Genomic DNA, 22012 nt, shown 5'->3' on the forward strand with positions numbered 1-22012 from the left:
GGTGCTCCGTGCAGGATCAGTGCGCGGTCTTCACCATGTCCACCTGGGTTTCGGTAATCTCGTCATGCAGGATGTGGTCCAGCCGATCGGCAACCATCTGGTCGTCGCGCCGGATTTCGCGCTTCCAGGGCTGGCGGCCCCTGAGCACACCCGATTCATCGACGATCTCGGCGACGTATTCCTCCTGGCGGTAGGCCATCACATGGATGCCCGAAATACCGGGGATTTCCTTCACCTCGTTGATGATGTCGATGCAGAGCTGCTTGCCTTCCTTCTTCTGGTCCTGGGCACCCTCCAGCCGCTTGATGACGGCGTCCGGGATATGGATACCCGGCACGTTGGAGCGGATCCACTTGGCGGTCTTGGCCGAGGCGAGGGGGCCGACGCCGCACAGGACGAACACTTTCTCGGTGTGGCCGAGGTCGCGCGCCTTCTGCATGAAGGTCTTGAACATCGGCACGTCGAAACAATACTGCGTCTGCACGAACTGCGCGCCGGCCGCGATCTTCTTGCCAAGATGGATCGGGCGGAAATCGAAGGGCGGCGCGAATGGATTGACGGCAGCCCCCAGGAAGACCTGCGGCGGCGTCGTCAGCTTGCGGCCGGACAGGAACTTGCCGTTGTCGCGCATGATGCGGACGGTTTCGAGCAGCGACATGGAATCGAGGTCGAACACCGGCTTGGCGCCGGGCTGGTCGCCTGCCTGCACGCCATCGCCGGTCAGGCACAGCATGTTGGCGACACCCATGGCGGCGCCGCCCAGCACGTCGCCCTGGATGGCGATGCGGTTCTTGTCCCGGCAGGCGATCTGCATGATCGGGGCATAACCCATGCGGGTCAGAAGCGCGCAGATGCCGACCGAGGACATGTGGCAGTTGGCGCCCGAGGCATCGACGGCGTTGATGGCGTCGACCCAGCCATCGAAAATCTTCGCTCTGTTGTAGACGTCCTCGGGATCGGCGCTGTCTGGGGGATTGAGCTCGGTCGTCACCGCGAATTCACCGCGCCGCAGCACGCGCTCCAGCCGGCCGCGGGAAGAGTGCCCGGGCAGGGGATCGAGCGGCAAGTGAATGCCGGCCGGGTTTTCGTCGCGCTGGCGAGCGGTCATGCGGCGGCTCCGGTCTTTGACGCGGCAGCGGCTTCACGAGCTGCCGCCGCCTGCGCGGTGACCCGCAGCCAGGCTGACGTTTCCCGCAACGACTGGTCGACCGGCTTCTGCACGGCCAGGATCTTGTCGGAGTTGACCATGTTCTGCGAACCTTCCCAGGCCTTGACCCAGACGCAGGGCATATCGGGCTCCACCTCGCAATTGCCGTTGGCGCGCACGCCGCCGCAAGGACCGTTGCGCAGTTGCTTGGGGCAGTTCATCGGGCATGACATGCCGGTCGAGGACAGGATGCACTGGCCGCACATGCGGCAGTCGAACATAAAGCCTTTTACGCGCTTCTCGACGAATTTGATCGGGGCCTCGACGCGACCGTAGCCGATGCCCTTCCACAAGGGGTGCAGCAGCAGAAACATGTCGGCGAAACGGGAATAGAACCATTCAAGCAGGCGCGAATGCCGGACCGACCACAATCTCACCGCGAAAGAACGCTGCACGCGCCGCTGCGGCGACACGTCGGCTGGCTTGTAGTCGGATTTCGGCGCTGCCTTCTTGACCAGGGTGGCCTGGGTAACCGCCGGGTTCGTCTCAGACATTTTCTTTCCCGCCCGCCTTGACCAGAGCGACCAGCCGCTCGCGGTCGTATTTCGCATCGAGCTCCTGAAAAGCCTTTTCGACCTCGGCTTCGAGGTCGTCGCCAACCGGGACCGGATCGGCCTTGCGCCATTCGGCCAGATAGTCGTCGGTGCCGCCAGCGCCGGTGCGCATGGCGCACATGTCGATGGCCTCGGTGAAGCGCAGCGGCAGCTCACGCTTGGCGTTCTGCCGGCCCTTCTTGACGATGACCTGGGCAGGGATGTCGCGCCAGTAGACGACGATAAGATCGGCCATGAATTCTCGCTCCTCGAACTATCGAGCATTGCCGCATGCGCAATGGGGCCGCTTGTTATGGGACGACGCGCGCGCATTCAAAAGCGACGCATTTCAATGTCGTAAAATGAAAGGTGTCTTTATTCGTTTGCGACGTGCACCGGCGGCAGGTTCGGCATGCCGGAAAAGCCGTCCTGCCTTATGCGGTGCCGGACTGAAAAGAGCCTACCAGATTCCGGTTCTGAGGCCGGTCCAGAGGTAGAACCAGATCGTCGGGTGATACCATTGTTTCGAAGGCAGGCCCGGGTCGATCGTCGTGAGTTTTCCGGCCAGTGCATCGCGCACGGCCTCGACGCAGATGTCGCGTGAGAACGCCGCCTGGCGCAGCGCGTGAGTCGAGATGGTGTCGCCTTTTTTCGGTCTGCCGCGGGCCTGCTTCAGCACGCCGCCAGTGTCGACGCCAGCGTCGACGAGATGGACAGTCGTGCCGAAATTCTGCGCGTCGCCTGATACCAGAGCCCAGTAGCCACCATTCATGCCGCGATATTTCGGCGTGATGCCCGCATGGTAGTTGAGCACCGGGCAAGGCATCTTGCTCAGCATCCCGGCCGAAATCAGCCGGCAACCGTTGAGCAGCACGACGCCTGGCTGGATCTTCTGGATCGCCTGCAGGCACTCAGGCCCATTGGCCGAGGCCACCTGGATGATCTCCTGGCCTGGTCGCGGCTCGACCTCCAGTTTCTCCTGCGCGATCAATCGCGCGCCATGGCTGGCCAGAAGCCGCTTGCCCAACCTGCTCAGCACCATCGTGCCAAGCTGGCCCATGGCCGAAACCCAGCCCTGGCGCCGAGCCCGGCCACGCAGCAATTGCTTTTTGGATTCAGGGATTTCGAGGATGACGCTGACAGGACCAACGCGATCGGCGATTGCGTTGATCATGGCCCAGACATGCTGGCCGCCGCCGGTCACGACGACGATCGGCGCGCTCGTTGCTCCCGGTGAAGACATTGCCCGTTTTCCTGCCTTGCATGCGACCGGCTGCCGCGCGCTGGCCGGATTTTGTGCCGGAAGGGGGTTAAATCTTGATGACCACGCTCAGCGCTTGAACTCGATGATGTCGAGCTTCGATTCGTAGTAGGGCGCGGGAAGTTCGATGCGCCATTCGCTGGCGCTGGTGCGGAAGGCATAGCCGACCTGGTCGGCCTGCGGGCCGCTGCCGTAAGGTTTGGCCCGATCGTTGTTGACGGAGCCGGAGCCGAGATAGATGGCGCGTTTCTCGTTGTCGTCGAAGAAGCGGCCTTGGGTTCGCTGCGACCCGCTGATCTTTTCCAGCCGCCACCCGGAGCCGTCGTCGGTCACCTTGCACTTGAACCAGCCATAGATGACGAGCGGGCTCAACCCGCCTGCCTTGATGGTGCGGCACTTCCAATTGCCGGTCAGGTCCTTGTCGGAGAACGACACCAGCGGCTTCGCCAGCAAGGCATCGAGCTGTTTGACCTCGTCCGGATTGCCCGCCTTCGCCTCGGCAAGCGCCGCCTTGCGCGTCTCGCCATACTGGTCGAGACGGGCCTTGTCGGCGGGCGTGATCAGCTTCTGCACCTGGCCGTCGGCGAGGGTGGGCAAGGTGCAGCAGAGCAGGCCGATGGCCGCAAGCAGTGGGCGAAGGATCATCTGGAACTCCCCGAGTCTCTGAAATGGCAGTTGAAAATGGCAGTTAATGTCCGGAGCGGCGCTTCTGCCGGCTGATGGCTGACTTTACCGGGTCGCTCGCGCCTGTCATCCGTGCTTAACAGCGTCACCGTCAAAAATCATGGTGGTGCGCATGCGAATCTTGCTCACGGGATCGTCGGGTTGGCTGGGCGGCGCGCTGGCGCCGCGCTTGCGCGCGCTTGGCCATCAGGTGATTGGCCTCGACCCTGTTCCATCTGTTGAAACCCAGATCATCGGCTCGATCGCCGATCGTGACCTGGTTGTGCGGGCGGTCGGGGATAATGATATCGAAGCCATCATCCACAGCGGCGCGCTGCACAAGCCCAATATAGAGAGCCGCGCCAACAGCGATTTCGTCGCCACCAATGTGCAGGGCACACTCAATCTGCTCGACGCGGCGGTGGCGACCGGCGTCGAGCGCTTCGTCTTCACCTCGACAACATCGCTGATGATCTCGCAGGCGATACGCGACGGCTTCAAGGGCGGCGCGCGCAAGGCGGCATGGCTGACCGAAGCGATGTCGCCGGAGCCGCGCAATATCTATGGCGTCACCAAGCTCTCGGCCGAACATCTCTGCCGCCTCTATCATCTTCAGCACGGCCTGCCGGTGGTCGTCCTGCGCACGGCCCGCTTCTTTCCCGAGGCCGATGACATGGCGCATGCGATCGAACAATCGGATGCCAATACCAAGGCGAATGAGCTGCTGTTTCGCCGGCTGACGGTGGACGATGCGGCGCAGGCGCATGTCGCCGCGCTGGAAAAGGCGCCGCAGCTGGGCTTCGACACTTTTATCGTATCCGCGCCTACATCGTTCCGGCCCGACGATTGCGACGCGCTGATCAGGGACGCGCCGTCGGTCGTCTCGCGCTATTTCCCGGACTTCGCGGCCCTCTACGCGCGCAAGGGCTGGACGATGTTTTCCTCCATCGATCGCGTCTACGACGCGTCGCGGGCGAGGGACAGGCTGGGTTTTGTCTGCAGGACGAGCTTTGCCGATGTGCTGGCGGCGCTGAGGGCGGAGAACGGGCCAGGCTAGATTGGCTCAGGCGACCTTCGCCGCCTGCGCCATTCCCGCGGTCAGGTCGCCATAGCCGGTCGCGCGCCGCTCATAGGCGAGGCCGAGCAGGGCGGCTGCTTTTTCCGCGACCTTGTCGAGTTCGGGATCATCGGTCTGGGCGAGATAAATCAGCTTCTCGTAATTGCCGAAATAGTCCTTGATCAGTTCCGGGTGCTTGTCGAGGCCGAGCGGCTTCATGAAGAAAGCATCGAACTGGCGGCAGAGGAAATCCGTCATGTAGAAGGACATCATGTCGTCGTCGGCAACCTTCGCGTAGGCTTCCATGCCTTGATAGAAGGCGAAGCAATGCGGGCCGGCCATGCGCTCGACGCCATGTTTCTCGATGACGCGGTCGAGCAGGCCGCCGGTGCCGCAATCGGCATATCCCACAAAGATGTGGTCGTAGCCCTCCGCCTTGGCCTTCCCGATCGCCTTGTCCATGGCGGGCGCGATGCGGTCGGGATAGAAGTGAAACTCGGCCGGCAGGCAGGTCAGGTCGAGGTGATCCAGCCCGAGCTGTTCCTTGACGGCCAATACCTCGCGCGCAATCATCCCGCAGGCGATGACGAGGAGCCTGTCTGTCTGATTCGGTTTCGTTTTTTGCGTCTTGACCAAGTCGAGCCGGCTTTCGCTGCGGGGCTAATTTATCTGTCGAGGGAGACACCGTCCATGAAACTGCTGCGCATCGCGCCGATTGCCATTCTTGCCTGTGCCTTGGCCCTTACGGCCTGCGCCAACACCATTCGGGGCGTCGGCAAGGATGTCAAATCGACGGCGAGGGCTGTCAAAGACACTGTCGCCAACTGATCGGCAGCCTCGTCCATCATCTGGGAACAAAAAAGCCGCGCTGCAAGGCGCGGCTTTTTCTGTCTCCATCCTGATGCCTTGGATCAGGCGGAAGCGCGCACGTTATGCTTACGCTTCATGAAGTCCTTGGCGGTCTCGACCGCCACCGCGGCATCGCGGCAATAGGCGTCGGCGCCGACGGCCTTGCCGAATTCCTCGTTGAGCGGGGCGCCGCCAACCAGTACGACATAGTCGTCGCGGATGCCCTTTTCCTTCATCGTGTCGATGACGACCTTCATGTAGGGCATGGTCGTGGTGAGCAGCGCCGACATGCCGATGATGTCGGGCTGATGCTGCTCGATCGCATCAAGATATTTCTCGACCGCATTGTTGATGCCGAGGTCGATGACGTCGAAGCCTGCGCCCTCCATCATCATGCCGACCAGGTTCTTGCCGATGTCGTGGATGTCGCCCTTGACGGTGCCGATCACCATCTTGCCCTGCTTCGGCGCACCGGTGGCGGCCAGCAGCGGGCGCAGGATGAACATGCCGGCCTTCATGGCGTTGGCGGACAGCAGCACTTCGGGAACGAACAGGATGCCGTCGCGGAAATCCTCGCCGACGATGCGCATGCCTTCGACAAGCGCCTCGGTCAGCACCTTGTAAGGTGCCCAGCCACGCTCCAGCAGGATGCGCGTGCCTTCCTCGATCTCTTCCTTCAACCCGTCATAGAGGTCGTCGTGCATCTGCTGCACCAACTCGTCGTCGGAAAGTTCAGAAAGGATGATCTCGTCGTCGGACATTTTAATCCAGCTCCTCACGGCATCGCGACTGTGTCGCAAGGCACAAAATATTGGCGTTCATACCTAACCCGCAACGGGCGGGTATCCATAGCTGATTTGCGACTTCCCGCAAAAGGAAAGCGACTGGAAAATCTACTGGTTTTCTTGTCGATTTTGCGACAGGCGTTGGCGCGGACGGGCCGTTTCGAATAGGGTGCATGGCTACGATCCGGCGAAAGCCGCGCCATGCGGCCGCAACGGTTACGGACCGGCCCATAGTAAGGCCAGGCCATATTCAGGGAAGAGCGATCATGAGCGAACACGCGGCAGTCGACCAGGAAGCGTCAAACGCGCGGCGTGGGCGCGGCGCCAGCGGCGGAGCGGCGGCCAGGCGCGCGGCGCGCTCCGGTGGCGGGCCCGGCACCCAGCTCACCTACATCAAGCGCAAGATCAACGTCTATGAGGTGCTCGACGAGGAAGGGCTGGCGCTGATCGAGAAGAACACCGACACGGTGCTCGAGGAAATCGGCATCATCTTCCGCGACGACGCCGAAGCGCTGCAGCTCTGGAAAGAGGCCGGCGCCGACGTCAAGGGCGAGCGCGTGCATTTCCCGAAGGGTCTTTGCCGTTCGCTGCTGAAGACCGCGCCGTCGGTCTATACACAGCATGCCCGCAATTCAGAACGCTCGGTGCAGATCGGCGGCAATGCCACGGTGTTCGCACCGGTCTACGGCCCGCCCTTCGTGCGCGACCTCGATGGTGTCAGGCGCTATGCGACGATCGAGGATTTCCGGAATTTCGTGAAACTCGCCTATATGGCGCCGTCAATCCACCATTCCGGCGGTACTGTGTGCGAACCGGTCGACGTGCCGGTCAACAAGCGCCACCTCGACATGGTCTATGCGCACATCAAATATTCGGACAAGCCGTTCATGGGTTCGGTGACCGCGCCGGAGCGCGCCGAGGACACGGTGGCGATGGCCAAGCTCGTCTTCGGTGACGACTTCGTCGAGAACAATACGGTGCTGACCAGCCTGATTAACGCCAACTCGCCGATGGTGTTCGACGAGACGATGCTCGGCGCGCTGAAGGTCTATTCGCGGCACAACCAGGCCTGCATCGTCACACCGTTCATCCTTGCCGGCGCGATGAGCCCGGTGACGGTCGCCGGCACGCTGACGCAGGTCCTGGCCGAAGTGCTGGCCGGCGCATCGTTCACGCAGCTGATCCGGCCGGGCGCGCCGGTGCTGTTCGGCACCTTCGCCTCGTCGATCTCGATGCAGTCGGGCGCGCCAACCTTCGGCACGCCCGAACCGTCGCTGGTCTCCTACGGCGCGGCGCAACTCGCCCGCCGTCTCGGCCTGCCGTTCCGCACCGGCGGTTCGCTCTGCGCGTCCAAGGTTCCGGATGCGCAGGCCGCCTACGAAAGCGCCAACACGCTGAACTCCACCATCCTTGCCGGCACCAACTTTGTGCTTCATTCGGCGGGCTGGCTCGAGGGCGGGCTGGCATCCTGCTATGAAAAATTCATGATGGACGTCGACCAGCTCGGCATGCAGCAGAAATTCTCCGAGGGCGTCGATCTGTCGGAGAACGGCCAGGCGATGGACGCCATCCGCCAGGTCGGGCCGGGCAGCCATTATCTCGGCTGCGACCACACCCAGGCCAATTTCCAGACCGCCTTCTACCGCTCCAACATCGCCGACAACAATTCCTATGAACAGTGGCTGGCCGAAGGCGAAAAGACCGCGCCGCAGCGCGCCAACGAACTCGCCCGCCGCTGGCTGGAGAGCTACGAGGCGCCGCATCTCGATCCGAGCATCGACGAAGCCCTGAAGGACTTCATCGCCAGGAAGAAGGGGTCGATGCCCGACGCCTTCACCTGAAAGGAGCCCGAGTCAGGCGGGGCTAAAGTCGCCAACATCATCCACAAGGAAGTCTGGCGGAGCGCCTTCTCCGATCCGGACAAGAAGGGATGATTCTTGCGCGCGGCATGATCGACGGGATCACGGCCGCGCTTGGCGCCAACGGCCTGATCCTGCGCGGCGGTTTCGTTTTCCCCGATAATGAGGGTTCCCCTCATGGCCCGTCGGGCGCGCCGGCAAGGTCCTTGCTGCTGGTGGGGCATGCGGGTGCGGCGCCCTGGCCGCATTTCCTGGGTTGGGGAGAGCAACAACCCCAGGCAATCGCCAATCCGCTCGACACATGGTCACGCGAAATAATTGGCGCGATCGCGGAAAAATTTGGCGCCCGTGCCGTTTCGCCCTCGGACAAGCCCTATCTGCCGTTCCAGCAATGGGCGATGCGTGCAGAGGGGCTAAAACCGTCGCCGCTCGGTATTCTCATGCATCCGCAATACGGGCTCTGGCATGCCTATCGCGGCGCGTTGCTGTTCGAGGACGAGATCGCGCTTCCAGAGCAGGCCGCGGCAATCCACCTTTGCGACACCTGTATCGAGAAACCTTGCCTGAAATCCTGTCCGGTCGATGCCTATTCCAGGGAAGGCTTCGCCTACCAGGCCTGCCTGGCGCATGTGCGTGGCGGGAATGGCGAACCGTGCCGGAGCGGCGGCTGCCTCGACCGCAATGCCTGTCCCTATGGCACCGCCTATCGTTATCCGCCGGAAGTTCAGGCCTTCCATATGGCGAGCTTCGCACGGGCCAGGAGCTGATCGTCGCCATTGCGTGGCGCTTGGACTTGCTGATGTGAACCTTGACGGCAGGCGAAAGCAAGCCTATTCATCAAGTCATCAGATGACTTGATGAATAGGCCGATGCAACCTGCCATCCGAACGAATCTTACCGACAGCGCAACCGGGAGCCTGCGCGCCGAAATCGTCGGTGGCCGCTGGGGCGTGGGCGAACGCATTCCCAATGAAGCGGCGCTCAGCGACCTGCTGTCGGTCAGCCGCGGCACAGTGCGTGAGGCGGTGAGGGTGCTGGTCTCGCAAGGATTGCTGGACACGCGCCAGGGCTCGGGCACCTATGTGCGCTCCACCGTCGATTCATCGGCCGCGCTCGACCGCGTCAAGCGCACCGGCTTGCGCGACCAGTGGGAGGCGCGGGCAGCGCTGGACCTGGAGGCCGCACGGCTTGCCGCCTTGCGCCGCACGCCCGCCGATCTCGAGCGGATGCGCCAACTGCTTGCCGAACGCGGCACCATTGCCGACGGTGGAAGCGAAGCTTTCATCCGGCGCGATCTCGCCTTCCACAAGTCGGTCGTCGCGGCTTCCGGCAACAAGGCGATGATGGAGCTCTACGACTTCTTCACCGCGGCCATCACCGAAACCATCCACGCCACCATCGACGGCGAACTGCCCGAGCCGGACCAGCAGGCGCATGCGGCAATCGTCGACGCCATAGCCGCGGGTGACCCCGACCGAGCGGTTTCCGCCGTCCGCGCTTTCATGGCGCCGGTGCTTGCCCAACTTGAAAGACTGCTTTCCCAATGAACCAGACGTTTCGTCAGCCCGCTCCGACGGCGCAATCCAAGGCCGTCGAGGGGGTGGATCTCATCGATGCCGAAGCCGATAGCTTGCCGAAGCCGCAGCCACCCGAACTGCGCAGCCGTGCCGCGCGCATCGTGCTTGGCGCCAGCCTTGTGCTGATCGCCTTCAACCTGCGGCCACTATTTTCCAGCCTGTCGGTGCTGCTGCCCGAGGTGATGCAGGCGACCGGTCTTTCGACGACTGGCGCCAGCCTGCTGACCACGCTTCCGGTCTTGTGTCTCGGCCTTTTCGCCCCCTTTGCGCCCAGGCTTGCCCAGCGCTACGGGGCTGAACGCACCTTGCTTGGCGCGCTTGCGCTGCTGGCGCTGGGAACCGGGCTGCGTTGGTTCGGCTCGGTGCCGCTGCTGTTTGTCGCCACCTTCCTTGCCGGCGGCGCCATCGCCATCGGCAACGTGCTGCTGCCGGGTCTGGTCAAACGCGATTTTTCCGGCAGCGCCGCCGTCATGACCGGGCTCTACACGATGGCCCTGTGCGCCGGTTCAGCCGCTGCCGCCGGCCTCACCCTGCCGATCGAACATTTTGTCACGGGCTCATGGTCGGGCGCGCTCGCCTCATGGGCGGTGCCGACATTGGTCGTGCTGCTGATCTGGATCCCGCAAGCGCTGGGCAGCCGGCGACAGGTCAGCCATCGCGGCTTTCGCGTCGTCGGCCTGTGGCGCGATCGCCTGGCCTGGCAGGTGACGCTGTTCATGGGGCTGCAGTCGGCGCTTGCTTATTGCATCTTCGGCTGGCTGGCGCCGATCCTGCGCGAGCGCGGCTTCGACGCGGCCTCTGCCGGCGCCATCGCGTCGGTGTCTGTCATGGCGCAGGTCATCACTTGCCTTGCCGTGCCTTCCGTCGCGGTACGGCTCAAGGACCAGCGCGGCATCAACGTGGCGCTTGTCGGCATAGCGGTGGTCGCGCTGCTCGGCATTCTCTTCGCGCCGACCTCGACCGTGCTTTTCTGGGCGGTCCTGCAAGGCATTGGGCAAGGTGGCCTGATCGCTGCCGCCATGACCCTGATCGTTCTACGTTCGCCGGATTCGCATGTCGCCGCGCATCTTTCGGGCATGGCGCAAGGCGTGGGCTATGTGCTTGCGGCAACCGGCCCGCTGTTGGTCGGCCTGATCCGCGGCTGGACCGGCAGTTTCGCGGAATCTGCCTTCCTCTTCGTCGCGCTTGGACTGGGTGCCGCCATCATGGGGTTCGGCGCCGGACGTGCGCTGCATGTCGGCGCCAGGACCATGCGCATCGAGGGGGAAGGCTGATCCAGGCCTTCCAAGTCGCTGCCTCGGACACTCGCCAACGCGTCACGCGATCCTGCACGAAATGTTGACCAAGGGGCTCAGGGAACGCCTTGCCGTGGCGGTTTGCGCGGATATGTATCGCTGATCTGATCAACGGAGCAGGCAATGACGAAGCAGGACCTTCAGATCAAGACCCGTGACGGTGTGGCGAAGGCGGGCCTGTTCCGCTCGGCCAAGAACTCTCCAGCCAAGGCCGGCGTCATTGTCTACCAGGATGCGTTCGGTCCACGCCCGGCGCTCGACGGCATGGCCGAGCGACTGGCGGGTGAAGGTTATGCGGTGCTGGTGCCCGATCTCTTCCACCGCAACGCGCCTTACGGGCCGTTCGATGCCAAGACCGCCTTCGTCGAGGAAAAGACCAAGGCAGCGCTGATGGCGCTGGTCACCGGCACGACACAGGAGATGACGATCAGCGACAGCGCGGCCTTTCTTGATGCGCTCGTTGGCGAAGGCGTCACCGGGCCTGTCGGCACAGTCGGCTATTGCATGGGTGGCGCGCGGGCGCTGAACGCCGCCGCGTCCTATCCCGAAAGGATCAAGGCCGCCGCCAGTTTTCATGGCGGCAATCTCGCCAGCGACGCCGCCGACAGCCCGCACCGAAAGGCCGCGTCGATCAAGGCACGCGTCTATGTCGGCATGGCCGGCGTCGACAGGAGTTTCCCACCGGAACAGTCGACGCGGCTGGAGGAGGCACTGCGGAACGCGGAAGTCGACCACACGATCGAGAACTATATCGGCATGGCGCATGGCTGGTGCGTGCCGGATCACAGCGTCTACAACGAAGCCGGCGCCGAGCGGCATTGGCAAAGGCTGATCACGCTGTTTGCCGAAACATTGATCTGAGCCGTCGAGCGGATCGCCTAAACCAGGCCGATCGCATGAAGTCCGATGAAAATAGCCACGCCTGCGCCGATCAAAAGCAGCGGATTGACCTTGGTCAGAAGAAGCGTGGCTGTTGACGCCAATGCGATGGCGCGCGCGACCCAGCCGCCATCTATCGCCTGCAGCAACACGTAGGTCGCCGCGAGGATCATCCCCGCGGCGACTGGCCGGAGCCCTGTCTCCAGCGCACGCTTCCAGCGCGCGCCGCCGTTGCGGGACCACAGATGAGCGACCGCGTAGATAAGAAAGGTGGTTGGGCCGAAAATTGCCAGCGTTGAAACGACGGCGCCCCAAAAACCCGCGACTTGCCAGCCGATCAGCGTAACCAGCAGCGATCCCGGACCCGGGGCCATGCGCGAAATGGCGAAGGCGTCGACGAATTGCGCCTGGCTAAGCCACTGATGGACGTCGACGACCTGCCGGTTGATATCGGCGATGGCGCTCTGCCCGCCGCCGATGGTGACGAGGGAGAGCGGAGCAAATACCGCCAGCAAGCTCAGCAACAACGATGTGTGTGGGGTCTCGCTCATCAACCTGCCTTGGCGTAGGTGTAGGCGACGCTTACTGTCCCAGCCGCGAGAACGACCCAGAAAAGCGGCCAGTGCAGAAGTGCGACGGCAATGAATGTGCCGGCCATGATCGTCATGGGAACAACGTTTCGAGGCACCGCTCGCGCGGCCGTGATGCCCATTGAGAGCGATAGGCCAACGGCCGCCGCCGCGGCTCCGGTTAGCGCAACATGTGTCAGCGCATAGCGCGACAGTGAAGAGAATACCGTTCCCAACAGGACTATGACGATCGCAGGCGGGACGATAATGCCGACAAAGCCAATAACGGCGCCACGCCAGCCAAGCAGCCGGTAGCCGATCCAGACAGCCATGTTCTTGACGTTCACACCCGGGAGCGCCTGGGAAATCGACAGGCCGTTGAGAAATTCCTCCTGCGTCATCCACTTGCGGCTCTGAACAAATTCCCGGAGCAGCCAGCCGCTCAATCCACCGCCGAAACTGGTCAGGGCGATGCGTGTGAAAATCCAGAACAGCTGCGAGCAGCTGGGGGCCGATGGTGTTTCCGGTTCGGACATGTCGACGTTCTGACCGCGACCATCTCTTTGTTGGACTGTGGCAAGAGAACCAGAGACCCGAGTCGATATGGAATTGCCAGCACCATGCTTGATGCCAGCGGGTCACTCTTTCTTGCGCCGGATGTGAAGCCGTCCCGGCAGGCGATTTGAGCGTCAAAGCGCTGGGCTGAAAAAAATCTTTGCATCACCCCAAGGATTGGCCATTAGCCTTCGTCCAACAGGCAAATGATGGCGATGATGCTGGATGAGAGCGAAGCCTCCGACGCCGAACTGATCGGTCGGGCGAAGGGCGGAGACAGGGGGGCCTTCGGCAAATTGCTGGAGCGCCACTACGACTTCGTCTATCGCGCCGCCTATCGCTGGTGCGGCAAGAAGGCGGATGCCGAAGACATCGCCCAGGAAGTCTGCGTCCGGCTCGGCCGGGCGATCCGCGACTATCGCGGCGGCGGCGCCTTCACGACATGGCTTTACTCCGTGACCTTGAACGCCGCGCGCGACATGATGCGCAAATCCGCCCGCGACATGGCCAAGACCGAGGCCTACGGCGTTCATGCGCTGATTTCGGGCGAGGCTCTGGCCGAACCGGAAGACCCGGCCGAGGCGCTGTGGGCGGCGGTGCGGCAACTGCCGGACAAGCAGCGCGACGCCGTGCTGCTTGTCTATGGAGAGGGCCTGAGCCACGCGGCCGCCGCAGAGGCGATGGCGATCTCGGAGGCGACGGTTTCCTGGCACATCCATGAAGCGAAGAAACGGCTGAAGACGCTGATGCGCTCGGCCGGGGAAGTGTGACCATGGTCGACGACAACGAACTCAAGAGACTGCGCGATATCGCAACGCCGGCGCCGGGCGAGAGCGCGAAGGCGCGCGCCTTCGAGGCCGCCATGCGGGCCTATGATCAGGAAAATATTTCTGCCGTCACCCAAGGATCAGTCGGCGGTCTTCGTCTCACAGAGCGAGCACAAAAGCTCTGGAGCGAGATCATGCAAAAGAAACTCATCGCCACGCCGGCCCTTGCCGGGCTCGTCGCCCTGCCGATCGCCGGATACGCCACCTTCCATCTGCTGAGGGAACAGCCGCCCAAATTCGGCGGCGACGAAAAGATCACCGAGACGCTGGCTAACAAGCCGGCGACCGTGAAGCCAATCGTGGCAGAGCCGAAGCAGGCTCCGACCGAACTGGCGAAGGACAAGAAGGCCGATACCGATGTGGAAAGCCGCGACGCCGCCGATGCGCTTGTCGCGCCGGCCGCTCCGCCGAAACCCGAATCCGCCCAGGCCGGTGGCTCAGCTCAGCAGACTGCCGCGGAGCGCGGGATAGTGGCCGAGCCGGCACCGCCGGCGCCGACGGGTGAATTCGCATTGGACGGAACTGTAAGCACGCCCAGCACATCGCGGGTCGCCCGCATGCCCGCGGCCCAGTCCAAGCTGATGGCACCGCAGCAGCCGGCCGTGGCACCGGCCGACCAGATCGCGCCGCAAGAGGAGAACCGCGACCGCGTCCAGGATTTCAAGACCAATCCGGTGCACGCCGCACTTGAAGATCCGGTCTCGACCTTCTCGATCGATGTCGACACGGCATCCTATTCCTTCGTGCGCAGTTCCCTGAAGCAAGGCTTCGTGCCGCAGGCCGACACGGTGCGCGTCGAGGAGATGATCAATTACTTCCCCTATGACTGGAAGGGGCCGGACTCGGCGTCGACACCGTTCAACTCGACGGTCAGCGTCATGCCGACCCCATGGAACACGCACACCAGGCTGATGCACGTCGCCATCAAGGGGTTCGACATCAAGCCGACCGAGCAGCCCAAGGCCAATCTGGTCTTCCTGATCGACGTCTCGGGCTCCATGGATGAACCCGACAAGCTGCCGCTGCTCAAATCGGCGTTCCGGCTGCTGGTGAGCAAGCTGAAGGCCGACGACACGATCTCGATCGTCACCTATGCCGGTGACGCCGGCACCGTGCTGATGCCGACCAAGGTTGCCGAGAAGGACAAGATCCTCAATGCCATCGACAATTTGCAGCCTGGTGGCTCGACCGCCGGCGAGGCCGGCATCAAGGAGGCCTACAAGCTTGCCGGGCAGTCCTTCGTCAAGGACGGTATCAACCGGGTGATGCTTGCCACCGACGGCGACTTCAATGTCGGCCAGACCGACGATGACGACCTCAAACGGCTGATCGAGAGCGAGCGCAAGACCGGTGTCTTCCTGTCGGTGTTCGGCTTCGGCCGCGGCAATCTGAACGACCAGATGATGCAGACCATTGCCCAGAACGGCAACGGCACGGCGGCCTATATCGACACGCTGGCCGAGGCTGAAAAGGTGCTGGTCGAAGACGCTTCTTCGACGCTGTTCCCGATCGCCAAGGACGTGAAGATCCAGGTCGAGTTCAACCCGAACAAGGTCTCCGAATATCGCCTGATCGGTTACGAGACCCGGGCGCTCAACCGCGAGGATTTCAACAACGACCGCGTCGATGCCGGCGACATCGGCTCCGGCCATTCGGTCACCGCGATCTACGAGATCACGCCGAAGGGCAGCGGCGGCGAGCAGATCGACCCGCTACGCTATGGCCAGGCCACGGTCAACAATGGCGGTGTCGCCAACGCGGATGAATATGCCTTCGTCAAGATTCGCTACAAGCTGCCCAACGAGGACGTCTCGAAGCTGATCACCACGCCGGTGACATCAGCCAACGAGGTGGCATCCTTCGACGAGGCCAGCACCGACCAGCGTTTCTCCGTCGCGGTCGCGGCTTTTGGCCAGAAGCTGCGCGACGAGGATGCGACCGCGAAGTTCGGTTACGACAAGATCATGGAGATCGCCACCGCCGCTCGAGGAGCCGACCCGTTTGGGTACAGGTCCGAGTTCCTCTCGCTTGTGCGCCTTGCCTCGGCGCTGGGCGGCAACCGGTAGTGGTGATACGGCCGGTTTCTTTCAGATGGGATCGTTCTGATACGGGAAATCGGCCTACGGGCGGGTGAGGCAGGCCGGCGAGGGATATTACCCTTGCCGGCCTTTTTTCGGATCTATTGATATTCAGGTGAGACCGGCCTGACCTGAATCTCAACAGATTCCAAGGCGCGGCCTTAACCCACATGATCGTTAAATTGCGCGGTATTTCCGGTACCGGATCGCAATGTCCTCTTGTTACACCGGGCTTGTTTACAGGGCTTGAGGGAGCCGGAATTGCAGATCAAGACTATCGCCAACTCGCTGCCGCCGGCGCGGGACGCTTCGCCGATTTCATCAGCCCTGTCAGCCGAAACCAGACGCATCAGCGACGATGTCGCGCAGGCGCGTGACACCGCAATGTCGGCGCTGACCAACGACCGCTTCCGCTTGATGCTGGAACAGATCACCGACCCGGGTTCATCCGGTGCTCTGATGACGATGCGCGGCGACAATCTGGTCGATTTCAAGTCGGCGCAGTCGAGCTACGCCGACAATAGCGATTAACCCAAAGATATTGCTTCAGGCCCGGCCGCGGCGGCGTTCGCGGCGGGCTTCGCTGGTCTCGGTGGTGTTTTCCGTCGCCACCTTGTTGCGCATCGGACCGATGCGCTCGACGATCGTCTCGACCGTCGGGCGGCTGGCTTTGGTATGGGCGTCGAGCGCCTTGCGCATGGCGGCAAGGTGCTGGAACGAGGTGCCGCAGCAGCCGCCGACGATCTTGGCGCCGGCATCGACGGCGAGACGGACATAGTCGGCCATCAATTCCGGCGTGCCGGAATAATGGATCTCGGTGCCGCGGAATTCAGGAATGCCGCAATTGCCCTTGACGATCACCGTCGCCTGCGGCTTCGCCTCGGTCATGTCGAGCAGCGAGGCCAGGATATCGGAGGCGCCGACACCGCAATTGGCGCCAACGCCGAGCGGGGCCTGCGCCAGGCCATCGGCGACGCCATGGATGTCTTTCGGCAACAGGCCCATCATGGTGCGGCCGGCCGTGTCGAAGGAGCCGGTATAGGTGTAGGGCAGGCCGACGCGGATTGCGGCCTCGGCGGCGGCGCGGATTTCGTCGGGTGCCGACATGGTCTCGATCCAGGCGACTTCGGCGCCGCCTTCCTTGAGACCCTCGATCTGCTCGGCAAAGGCGTCGACCGCCTCGTCATAGGTCATGGTGCCGAGCGGCACCAGCAATTCACCGGTCGGGCCAACGGAGCCGGCAACGATCACCTTGCGGCCGGCCTTGTCGGCAACGGCCCGCGCAATCTCGGCGGCGCGCTTGTTCAGCGCATGAACACGGTCCTGCGCATGGTGGAGCTTCAACCGATGACGGGTGCCGCCGAAGGAGTTGGTCAGGATGATGTCGGCGCCGGCATCGACGAAATTCTGGTGCAGGCTGGTGATGGTGTCGGGCGCGGTCTCGTTGAGCAGTTCCGGCGCCTCGCCGGCCTCCAGACCCATGGCGAACAAATTGGTGCCCGTGGCGCCATCGGCCAGCAGCACGCCCTTTTCAGCCAGCAGGGCATCGATCGGATTGGTCGTCGTCATCGGATTGGCTTTCACATTTCTAATTCGAATAAGGATATAAAGAAGTCTTTATGTCCAGTCAATGATTTGCAAGCGACGAGCTGCTCGATAACCGCGATGGTCGTCGATCAGGCGGAGCCTGACGGGAACGTCATGCCGGCCAGATTGCGCGCGAAGGCGGCGGCCTCGTGCGGGTTGACGTCGGCGGCCCGGATCAGGTTGTCGAAGTGCTGGGTCAGTGCCTGAACCGGCTGGGTGGCGTTCAGCACGACATACATATCACCGACATAGATGGCGGCGCGATAGGGCCCGAAGATGGTGAGCGGGATCGAATAGCGCATGCGGCCGTCATAGAGAAACAGCCGGAAGGTCGGGTAGAGATCGTCAAGCAGCGTCGCCATATGGGCGAGCTGCTGCTGGCGATCGGCCTCCGGAAAACGGTCCCAGACACCGAGGCCGCGAGCGAAAATCTCCAGCGTGTGGCGCGGCATGCAGACTTCCATGTCGGTTTCCGGGCGCCGGTTGTATTCGATGCGGTACTGCGTCTCGCTGGCCTGCGCCAGGCGGCTCCTGTTGGTGATGTTGGCCTCGTAGTCGACCAGCGCGCGAGTCCGCAGCAGGTCGGGGATGCCGGCCGGCACGTAGCGGATCTTGGTGCCAGCGGCCTCGGCGAACCATTTGGCGAGCAGCGTGCGGTCGAAACCGTCGGGCGCTTCCTCGATTTCCAGGCTTTCACGGATTTCACCGGTTACGCCTTCGTCCTGGCTGAGGCCGAGCAGCCAGTCGAGCGAGACCTTGAATTCAGCGGCGATGTTGAGCAGCGTTTCGGCCCTCGGCAGGCGCGTCGAAGCGCCCGACATCAGCTGCGACAGTGCCGACCGGTCGATGCCGACCGCTGAAGCGAAGGCAGACTGGTTGAGATCCGATCGTGTCAGGAGCAGCTTCAGACGCTCCCGGAAGATTGCTGACAGGTCGCGTTTGTCCATCGTCCGGTCCTCCGAATCTTGAGGAAAAATTTGCGCCGAAGCGGCCCGGGAGCCGTCTCAGGCGTAAATGAATCCCTAAGGTTGTTTACAATGTGTAACATGTGCGGTCAAAAATGCGCAATCGCAACATTTTGTATACTTTGTCGCGTTGAGTGGAATCATTTCTCCTGACACTATGTTGTCAGGAACCATTTGGGGTTCCGGCGACTGAGGGGCAGTGGTCGATAGCATGACAGGCAAGAGCATCAAGCGACGAAACGCACCGGCCATCGAATGGCCGACCACGGTTCTCGCTTTCTTCTGTTACGGAACGTGGCTTGCCACCGGTTTCCTGCTCTGGCCTTCCTATCCCATCGTGGCGCTCTTTCTCCTCGGCTTTGTCCTGGCGCTTCAGTCGTCGATCATGCACGAAGTGCTGCATGGCCATCCGACGCGCAATGCGTTGATCAACGAAGCCTTCGTCTTCCTGCCGATCGGTCTTGTCTGGCCGTTCCGGCGCTTCAAGACGCTGCACTTGCGCCACCATGCCGACGAGCGGCTGACCGATCCGCTGGACGATCCGGAAAGCTACTATCAGGCGCTGTGGCAGCACGACGAATTGCCGTCGACGATGAAATTCCTGCTCAAGGTCAACAACACCATGGCCGGCCGGTTCTTCCTCGGCCCCTGGCTGTCCTGCATCGGCTTCTTCATCGACGACGCCAAGCAGATCATGGCTGGCGACAAGGCGATCCGCAAAGCCTGGCTGTTGCATGCGATCGGCCTCGCCATCGTGGCGCCGATCGTGCAGTTCGGCTTCGGCATTCCGCTTTGGCTCTACATTCTGGCACCGGTCTGGCTCGGTCAGTCGCTGATCGCGATCCGCACCTTTGCCGAGCATCAGTGGTCCGAGCACCCAGAAGGCCGGACGGTGATCATCGAGCGCTCGCCGCTGTCGTTCCTGTTCCTGAACAACAATCTGCACTTCGTCCACCACAAGACCCCGACAGTGGCCTGGTACAAGCTGCCCAAGCTGTTTCGCGAGCGCCGCGACGAGTGGCTGCGGATGAACAATGGCTATGCCTATCCGAATTATTTCGCGCTGATCAAAGCCTATGCCTTCAAGGCAAAGGAGCCGATCGTGCACCCGGTGCTGCGTCGTGCGCCTGAGCACGGCCGGGCATTCAAGCCACGCATCCGGGCCCGCAACATCAACGGACTCGGCACCGCGCCGGTGCCCGCCGAACCGCCCAAGGAATAGTCCGGGCATCCCGGGATGCGTGTCGGCCAGTTCTGATTGGACGCCGCGTTTTTGCGATCCTCTCTCGGACAGGATGATTTGATATCGGCATGAGTGAATCGATTGCGGCATTGCCAATGTATGACTGGCCCGAGGTACGCGGCGAGGTCGACGCGCAATGGGTGCTGCTGCGGGACGCCTTCCGTCAAAAGGGCATCGATGCGCCGCAGACCCTCGTGCGCCGCAATGGTGACCTGCCGGCCGTGCCGGGTGGCATCCGCGATGCCCAGGGCGCCTTGATCGCGCCGGACCCGGCGACATTGCCGACCGACGAACTCGATTATCACCAGCTTTGGCTGCACCCGGCGCTGCTGTTTGCGCAGACCTGCTGGGGGCCGATGGAGCTTGGCCTGTCGAGCCATGTGCAAGTGGTCGGCCAGCCGAGCTACGACGCCTATGAAGGCGGGCAAAGCGAGCTCTATTCCAGTGCGCTGGTGATGCGGACGGGCGAGGGGCCGGAGGTTCGCTCGCCCGCGGACGGCAAGGCCTTGCTTCCACTAGATCTGATGCGTGGCAAGCGCTTCACGTTCAACGGTCTCGATTCGATGTCGGGCATCATCGGACTGACGCGCGACCTGCACGCGGCCGGCGAAAGCCTCGATATCTTTTCGGCGCGCAGCGCAAGCGGCGGTCATCGCGCGTCGATCGTCACTGTCGCCGAGGGCAAGGCGGATATCGCTGCGATCGACTGCGAAAGCTGGGCGCTGGCGCAGCGTTTCGAGCCGGCCGCCCGCAAGGTCGCCATTGTCGGCTGGACGGCACGGCGCAAGGGTCTGCCTTTCATCACCGCCAGGACGACGCCGGAAAAGACGGTCAAGGCAATGCGCGAAGCTCTCGCTGGATTAGCCGAGCAGCCTCGCATCCAGCGGGTAGGTTGAGAGCTGCTCGTTGCCGCTCTCGGTAATCAGGATCTGCTCCTCGATCTTGACGCCCTCGTGCCCGCCCAGCCGGCCGATATAGCTTTCCACGCACAGCACCATGCCCGGTTCAAGCACGCCGTCGGGCGTGTCCGGCGTCCAGTCGCTGGCATGTGGCAGCGTGGGGTATTCGTCGGCCAACCCGACGCCGTGGTAGAGGACGCCGTAGCGTGTCGGGAAGCAGTCTCCCGGTGGCACCGTCGAGCGCTCGACAAGATCGCGGAACGAAATGCCACGTTGCATCAGTTGCGTGTTGTGTTCGATCTGGTCGGCGGCGATGCGGAAGAGGTCGCGCTGCTCGTTGTTCGGCTTTGCGTCGCCGCAAAGCCAGGTGCGCGACAGGTCGGCGCAGAAGCCGTAGGGGCCGATCAGGTCGGTGTCGAAGGCGACGAGGTCGCCCGCTTCGATCACGCGCGACGAGCATTCCTGGAACCACGGATTGGTGCGCGGGCCCGACGCCAGCAGCCGCGTTTCGATCCATTCGCCACCGCGCGCAATGTTGCCGCGATGCAGTTCGGCCCACAATTCGTTCTCGGAGATGCCCGGCTTCAGCGCCTGTTCCATCTCGCCCATTGCCGCCTCGCAGGCGACGATGGCACGGCGCATGGCGAGGATTTCGTCCGGCGATTTGATCAGCCGGGCATTCTCCATCACCGCTTCGCCATTGCCGATGGAGATGCCAAGCCGCGCCAGTTCCTCGACGCCTTCCGGATTGATGTGATCGACCGCGATGCGGCTGTTGCCGCCGCCATGCTCTCTCACCAGATCGGCAATGCTTGCGGCCCAGCGGCGGACTTTCTGCTCCGTCAGTTCGCCGCCATAGAGATACATCCACGAGATAGCTGGACGCACTTCGTCAACGACGCCGGAATGGTCGGACAGATGCTCACAGGAAAAATAGTCGAACAGCACCACCGGGCCTTCGGTGGCGACGAAACAATGCCGCGTCGGGTTGTGCGCCACCCACAGTTGCATGTTGGTGCTGTCGGTCGCATAGCGGATATTGACCGGATCGTAGAGGAGGGCGCCGGCATAGCCGCGGCGCTTCAGCTCGGCGCGGATGCGCTCCAGCCGGTATTTGCGCATAGCCGGAAGATCGGGGGCGGCAATGCCCGCTGCCGCCCATTCCGCTTCAGCTTGGACGCCATAGCCCAGCACATGCTGGTTGAGCGAAGCCGCCTTCTGGCGGGAGCCTTCGCGCAATTCCTCGATCGAGCCAGGCTCGAAAGGCATGATCTTGCGATGGCGGCCGAAGCTCCCCTTTGGCGCCGCGCTGTCCATTGTCGAA

At 62.9% G+C, this 22012-nt stretch carries 24 protein-coding genes; 12 read left to right on the forward strand and 12 right to left on the reverse strand.

Features of this window, described 5'->3' with window-relative positions; translation table 11 throughout:
• Positions 1–16 precede the first annotated feature (16 nt).
• The 5 genes from EB231_RS18140 to EB231_RS18160 all read right to left on the reverse strand — a co-directional run bounded on the left by EB231_RS18140 (position 17) and on the right by EB231_RS18160 (position 3646).
• Positions 17–1108, reverse strand: coding sequence for a methylenetetrahydrofolate reductase (locus EB231_RS18140; RefSeq protein WP_172350074.1), 1092 nt, complete (start codon positions 1106–1108; stop codon positions 17–19).
• Complete coding sequence (locus tag EB231_RS18145) at positions 1105–1701, reverse strand: methylenetetrahydrofolate reductase C-terminal domain-containing protein (protein ID WP_172350075.1); 597 nt, start codon at positions 1699–1701, stop codon at positions 1105–1107. The genes EB231_RS18140 and EB231_RS18145 overlap by 4 nt, the downstream gene beginning before the upstream one ends.
• A complete protein-coding gene (locus tag EB231_RS18150) occupies positions 1694–1996 on the reverse strand; it encodes a virulence factor (protein ID WP_056572575.1) in 303 nt (100 codons plus the stop codon). Before EB231_RS18150 ends, EB231_RS18145 begins: the two co-directional genes overlap by 8 nt.
• A 204-nt stretch (positions 1997–2200) precedes the next feature.
• On the reverse strand, positions 2201–2983 hold the full coding sequence (locus tag EB231_RS18155; RefSeq protein WP_172350076.1) for a formyl transferase: 783 nt from the start codon (positions 2981–2983) through the stop codon (positions 2201–2203).
• A gap of 87 nt (positions 2984–3070) precedes the next feature.
• Entirely contained in the window at positions 3071–3646 is a 576-nt protein-coding gene (locus EB231_RS18160) for a DUF4893 domain-containing protein (protein WP_172350077.1), read from the reverse strand.
• Between the two features lie 151 nt (positions 3647–3797).
• On the opposite strand from EB231_RS18160, the gene EB231_RS18165 reads away from it, so the two are divergent.
• Entirely contained in the window at positions 3798–4721 is a 924-nt protein-coding gene (locus EB231_RS18165; protein WP_172350078.1) for an NAD-dependent epimerase/dehydratase family protein, read from the forward strand.
• 6 nt (positions 4722–4727) lie between these two features.
• Here the strand turns inward: EB231_RS18165 and EB231_RS18170 are convergent, their stop codons facing one another.
• Positions 4728–5357 carry a DUF1638 domain-containing protein gene (locus tag EB231_RS18170; RefSeq protein WP_172350079.1) on the reverse strand — a complete coding sequence of 210 codons (630 nt, stop codon included), beginning with the start codon at positions 5355–5357 and terminating at the stop codon, positions 4728–4730.
• A 54-nt stretch (positions 5358–5411) separates the two neighbouring features.
• Between EB231_RS18170 and EB231_RS18175 the strand changes: the two genes are divergently transcribed.
• Positions 5412–5549, forward strand: coding sequence for an entericidin A/B family lipoprotein (locus EB231_RS18175; RefSeq protein ID WP_019858698.1), 138 nt, complete (start codon positions 5412–5414; stop codon positions 5547–5549).
• A gap of 83 nt (positions 5550–5632) precedes the next feature.
• Here EB231_RS18175 and EB231_RS18180 read toward each other — a convergent pair whose 3' ends face one another.
• Complete coding sequence (locus EB231_RS18180; protein ID WP_032930649.1) at positions 5633–6331, reverse strand: corrinoid protein; 699 nt, start codon at positions 6329–6331, stop codon at positions 5633–5635.
• 290 nt (positions 6332–6621) lie between these two features.
• Between EB231_RS18180 and EB231_RS18185 the strand changes: the two genes are divergently transcribed.
• The 5 genes from EB231_RS18185 to EB231_RS18205 all read left to right on the forward strand — a co-directional run bounded on the left by EB231_RS18185 (position 6622) and on the right by EB231_RS18205 (position 11947).
• On the forward strand, positions 6622–8196 hold the full coding sequence (locus EB231_RS18185) for a trimethylamine methyltransferase family protein (RefSeq protein ID WP_172350080.1): 1575 nt from the start codon (positions 6622–6624) through the stop codon (positions 8194–8196).
• Positions 8197–8285: 89 nt separating this feature from the next.
• Positions 8286–8981, forward strand: a complete 696-nt coding sequence (locus tag EB231_RS18190) for a 4Fe-4S dicluster domain-containing protein (protein ID WP_172350081.1) — start codon at positions 8286–8288, stop codon at positions 8979–8981.
• A 102-nt stretch (positions 8982–9083) separates the two neighbouring features.
• The gene (locus tag EB231_RS18195; protein ID WP_172350082.1) at positions 9084–9761 is read left to right on the forward strand and encodes a FadR/GntR family transcriptional regulator; all 678 of its coding nucleotides are present in this window, start codon (positions 9084–9086) and stop codon (positions 9759–9761) included.
• On the forward strand, positions 9758–11065 hold the full coding sequence (locus tag EB231_RS18200) for a CynX/NimT family MFS transporter (RefSeq protein WP_172350083.1): 1308 nt from the start codon (positions 9758–9760) through the stop codon (positions 11063–11065). Before EB231_RS18195 ends, EB231_RS18200 begins: the two co-directional genes overlap by 4 nt.
• A gap of 144 nt (positions 11066–11209) precedes the next feature.
• Positions 11210–11947: a dienelactone hydrolase family protein gene (locus EB231_RS18205; RefSeq protein ID WP_172350084.1), complete on the forward strand. Its 738-nt coding sequence runs from the start codon at positions 11210–11212 to the stop codon at positions 11945–11947.
• A 17-nt stretch (positions 11948–11964) separates the two neighbouring features.
• Here EB231_RS18205 and EB231_RS18210 read toward each other — a convergent pair whose 3' ends face one another.
• Entirely contained in the window at positions 11965–12516 is a 552-nt protein-coding gene (locus tag EB231_RS18210; protein ID WP_172352953.1) for a chromate transporter, read from the reverse strand.
• Complete coding sequence (locus EB231_RS18215) at positions 12516–13070, reverse strand: chromate transporter (RefSeq protein ID WP_172350085.1); 555 nt, start codon at positions 13068–13070, stop codon at positions 12516–12518. Before EB231_RS18215 ends, EB231_RS18210 begins: the two co-directional genes overlap by 1 nt.
• Positions 13071–13298: 228 nt before the next feature.
• On the opposite strand from EB231_RS18215, the gene EB231_RS18220 reads away from it, so the two are divergent.
• From EB231_RS18220 to EB231_RS18230, 3 genes are all read left to right on the forward strand, one after another.
• Entirely contained in the window at positions 13299–13859 is a 561-nt protein-coding gene (locus EB231_RS18220) for an RNA polymerase sigma factor (protein ID WP_172350086.1), read from the forward strand.
• A gap of 2 nt (positions 13860–13861) precedes the next feature.
• Positions 13862–15982: a vWA domain-containing protein gene (locus EB231_RS18225; protein ID WP_172350087.1), complete on the forward strand. Its 2121-nt coding sequence runs from the start codon at positions 13862–13864 to the stop codon at positions 15980–15982.
• A 273-nt stretch (positions 15983–16255) separates the two neighbouring features.
• A complete protein-coding gene (locus tag EB231_RS18230; RefSeq protein ID WP_172350088.1) occupies positions 16256–16525 on the forward strand; it encodes a hypothetical protein in 270 nt (89 codons plus the stop codon).
• A 15-nt stretch (positions 16526–16540) separates the two neighbouring features.
• Here EB231_RS18230 and bmt read toward each other — a convergent pair whose 3' ends face one another.
• Both bmt and EB231_RS18240 read right to left on the reverse strand, forming a co-directional pair.
• Positions 16541–17563: a betaine--homocysteine S-methyltransferase gene (bmt, locus tag EB231_RS18235; protein ID WP_172350089.1), complete on the reverse strand. Its 1023-nt coding sequence runs from the start codon at positions 17561–17563 to the stop codon at positions 16541–16543.
• Between the two features lie 107 nt (positions 17564–17670).
• Positions 17671–18528, reverse strand: coding sequence for a helix-turn-helix domain-containing protein (locus tag EB231_RS18240; protein WP_172350090.1), 858 nt, complete (start codon positions 18526–18528; stop codon positions 17671–17673).
• Between the two features lie 229 nt (positions 18529–18757).
• Between EB231_RS18240 and EB231_RS18245 the strand changes: the two genes are divergently transcribed.
• Both EB231_RS18245 and EB231_RS18250 read left to right on the forward strand, forming a co-directional pair.
• Entirely contained in the window at positions 18758–19768 is a 1011-nt protein-coding gene (locus EB231_RS18245) for a fatty acid desaturase (protein ID WP_172350091.1), read from the forward strand.
• A gap of 89 nt (positions 19769–19857) precedes the next feature.
• Positions 19858–20685, forward strand: a complete 828-nt coding sequence (locus EB231_RS18250) for a phosphate/phosphite/phosphonate ABC transporter substrate-binding protein (RefSeq protein ID WP_172350092.1) — start codon at positions 19858–19860, stop codon at positions 20683–20685.
• On the opposite strand, the gene EB231_RS18255 is transcribed toward EB231_RS18250, so the two are convergent.
• Positions 20650–22005: a M24 family metallopeptidase gene (locus EB231_RS18255; protein WP_172350093.1), complete on the reverse strand. Its 1356-nt coding sequence runs from the start codon at positions 22003–22005 to the stop codon at positions 20650–20652. The genes EB231_RS18250 and EB231_RS18255 overlap by 36 nt on opposite strands.
• Positions 22006–22012 lie beyond the last annotated feature (7 nt).

The organism is Mesorhizobium sp. NZP2298, assembly GCF_013170825.1.
In the GTDB taxonomy this organism is placed as follows: domain Bacteria; phylum Pseudomonadota; class Alphaproteobacteria; order Rhizobiales; family Rhizobiaceae; genus Mesorhizobium.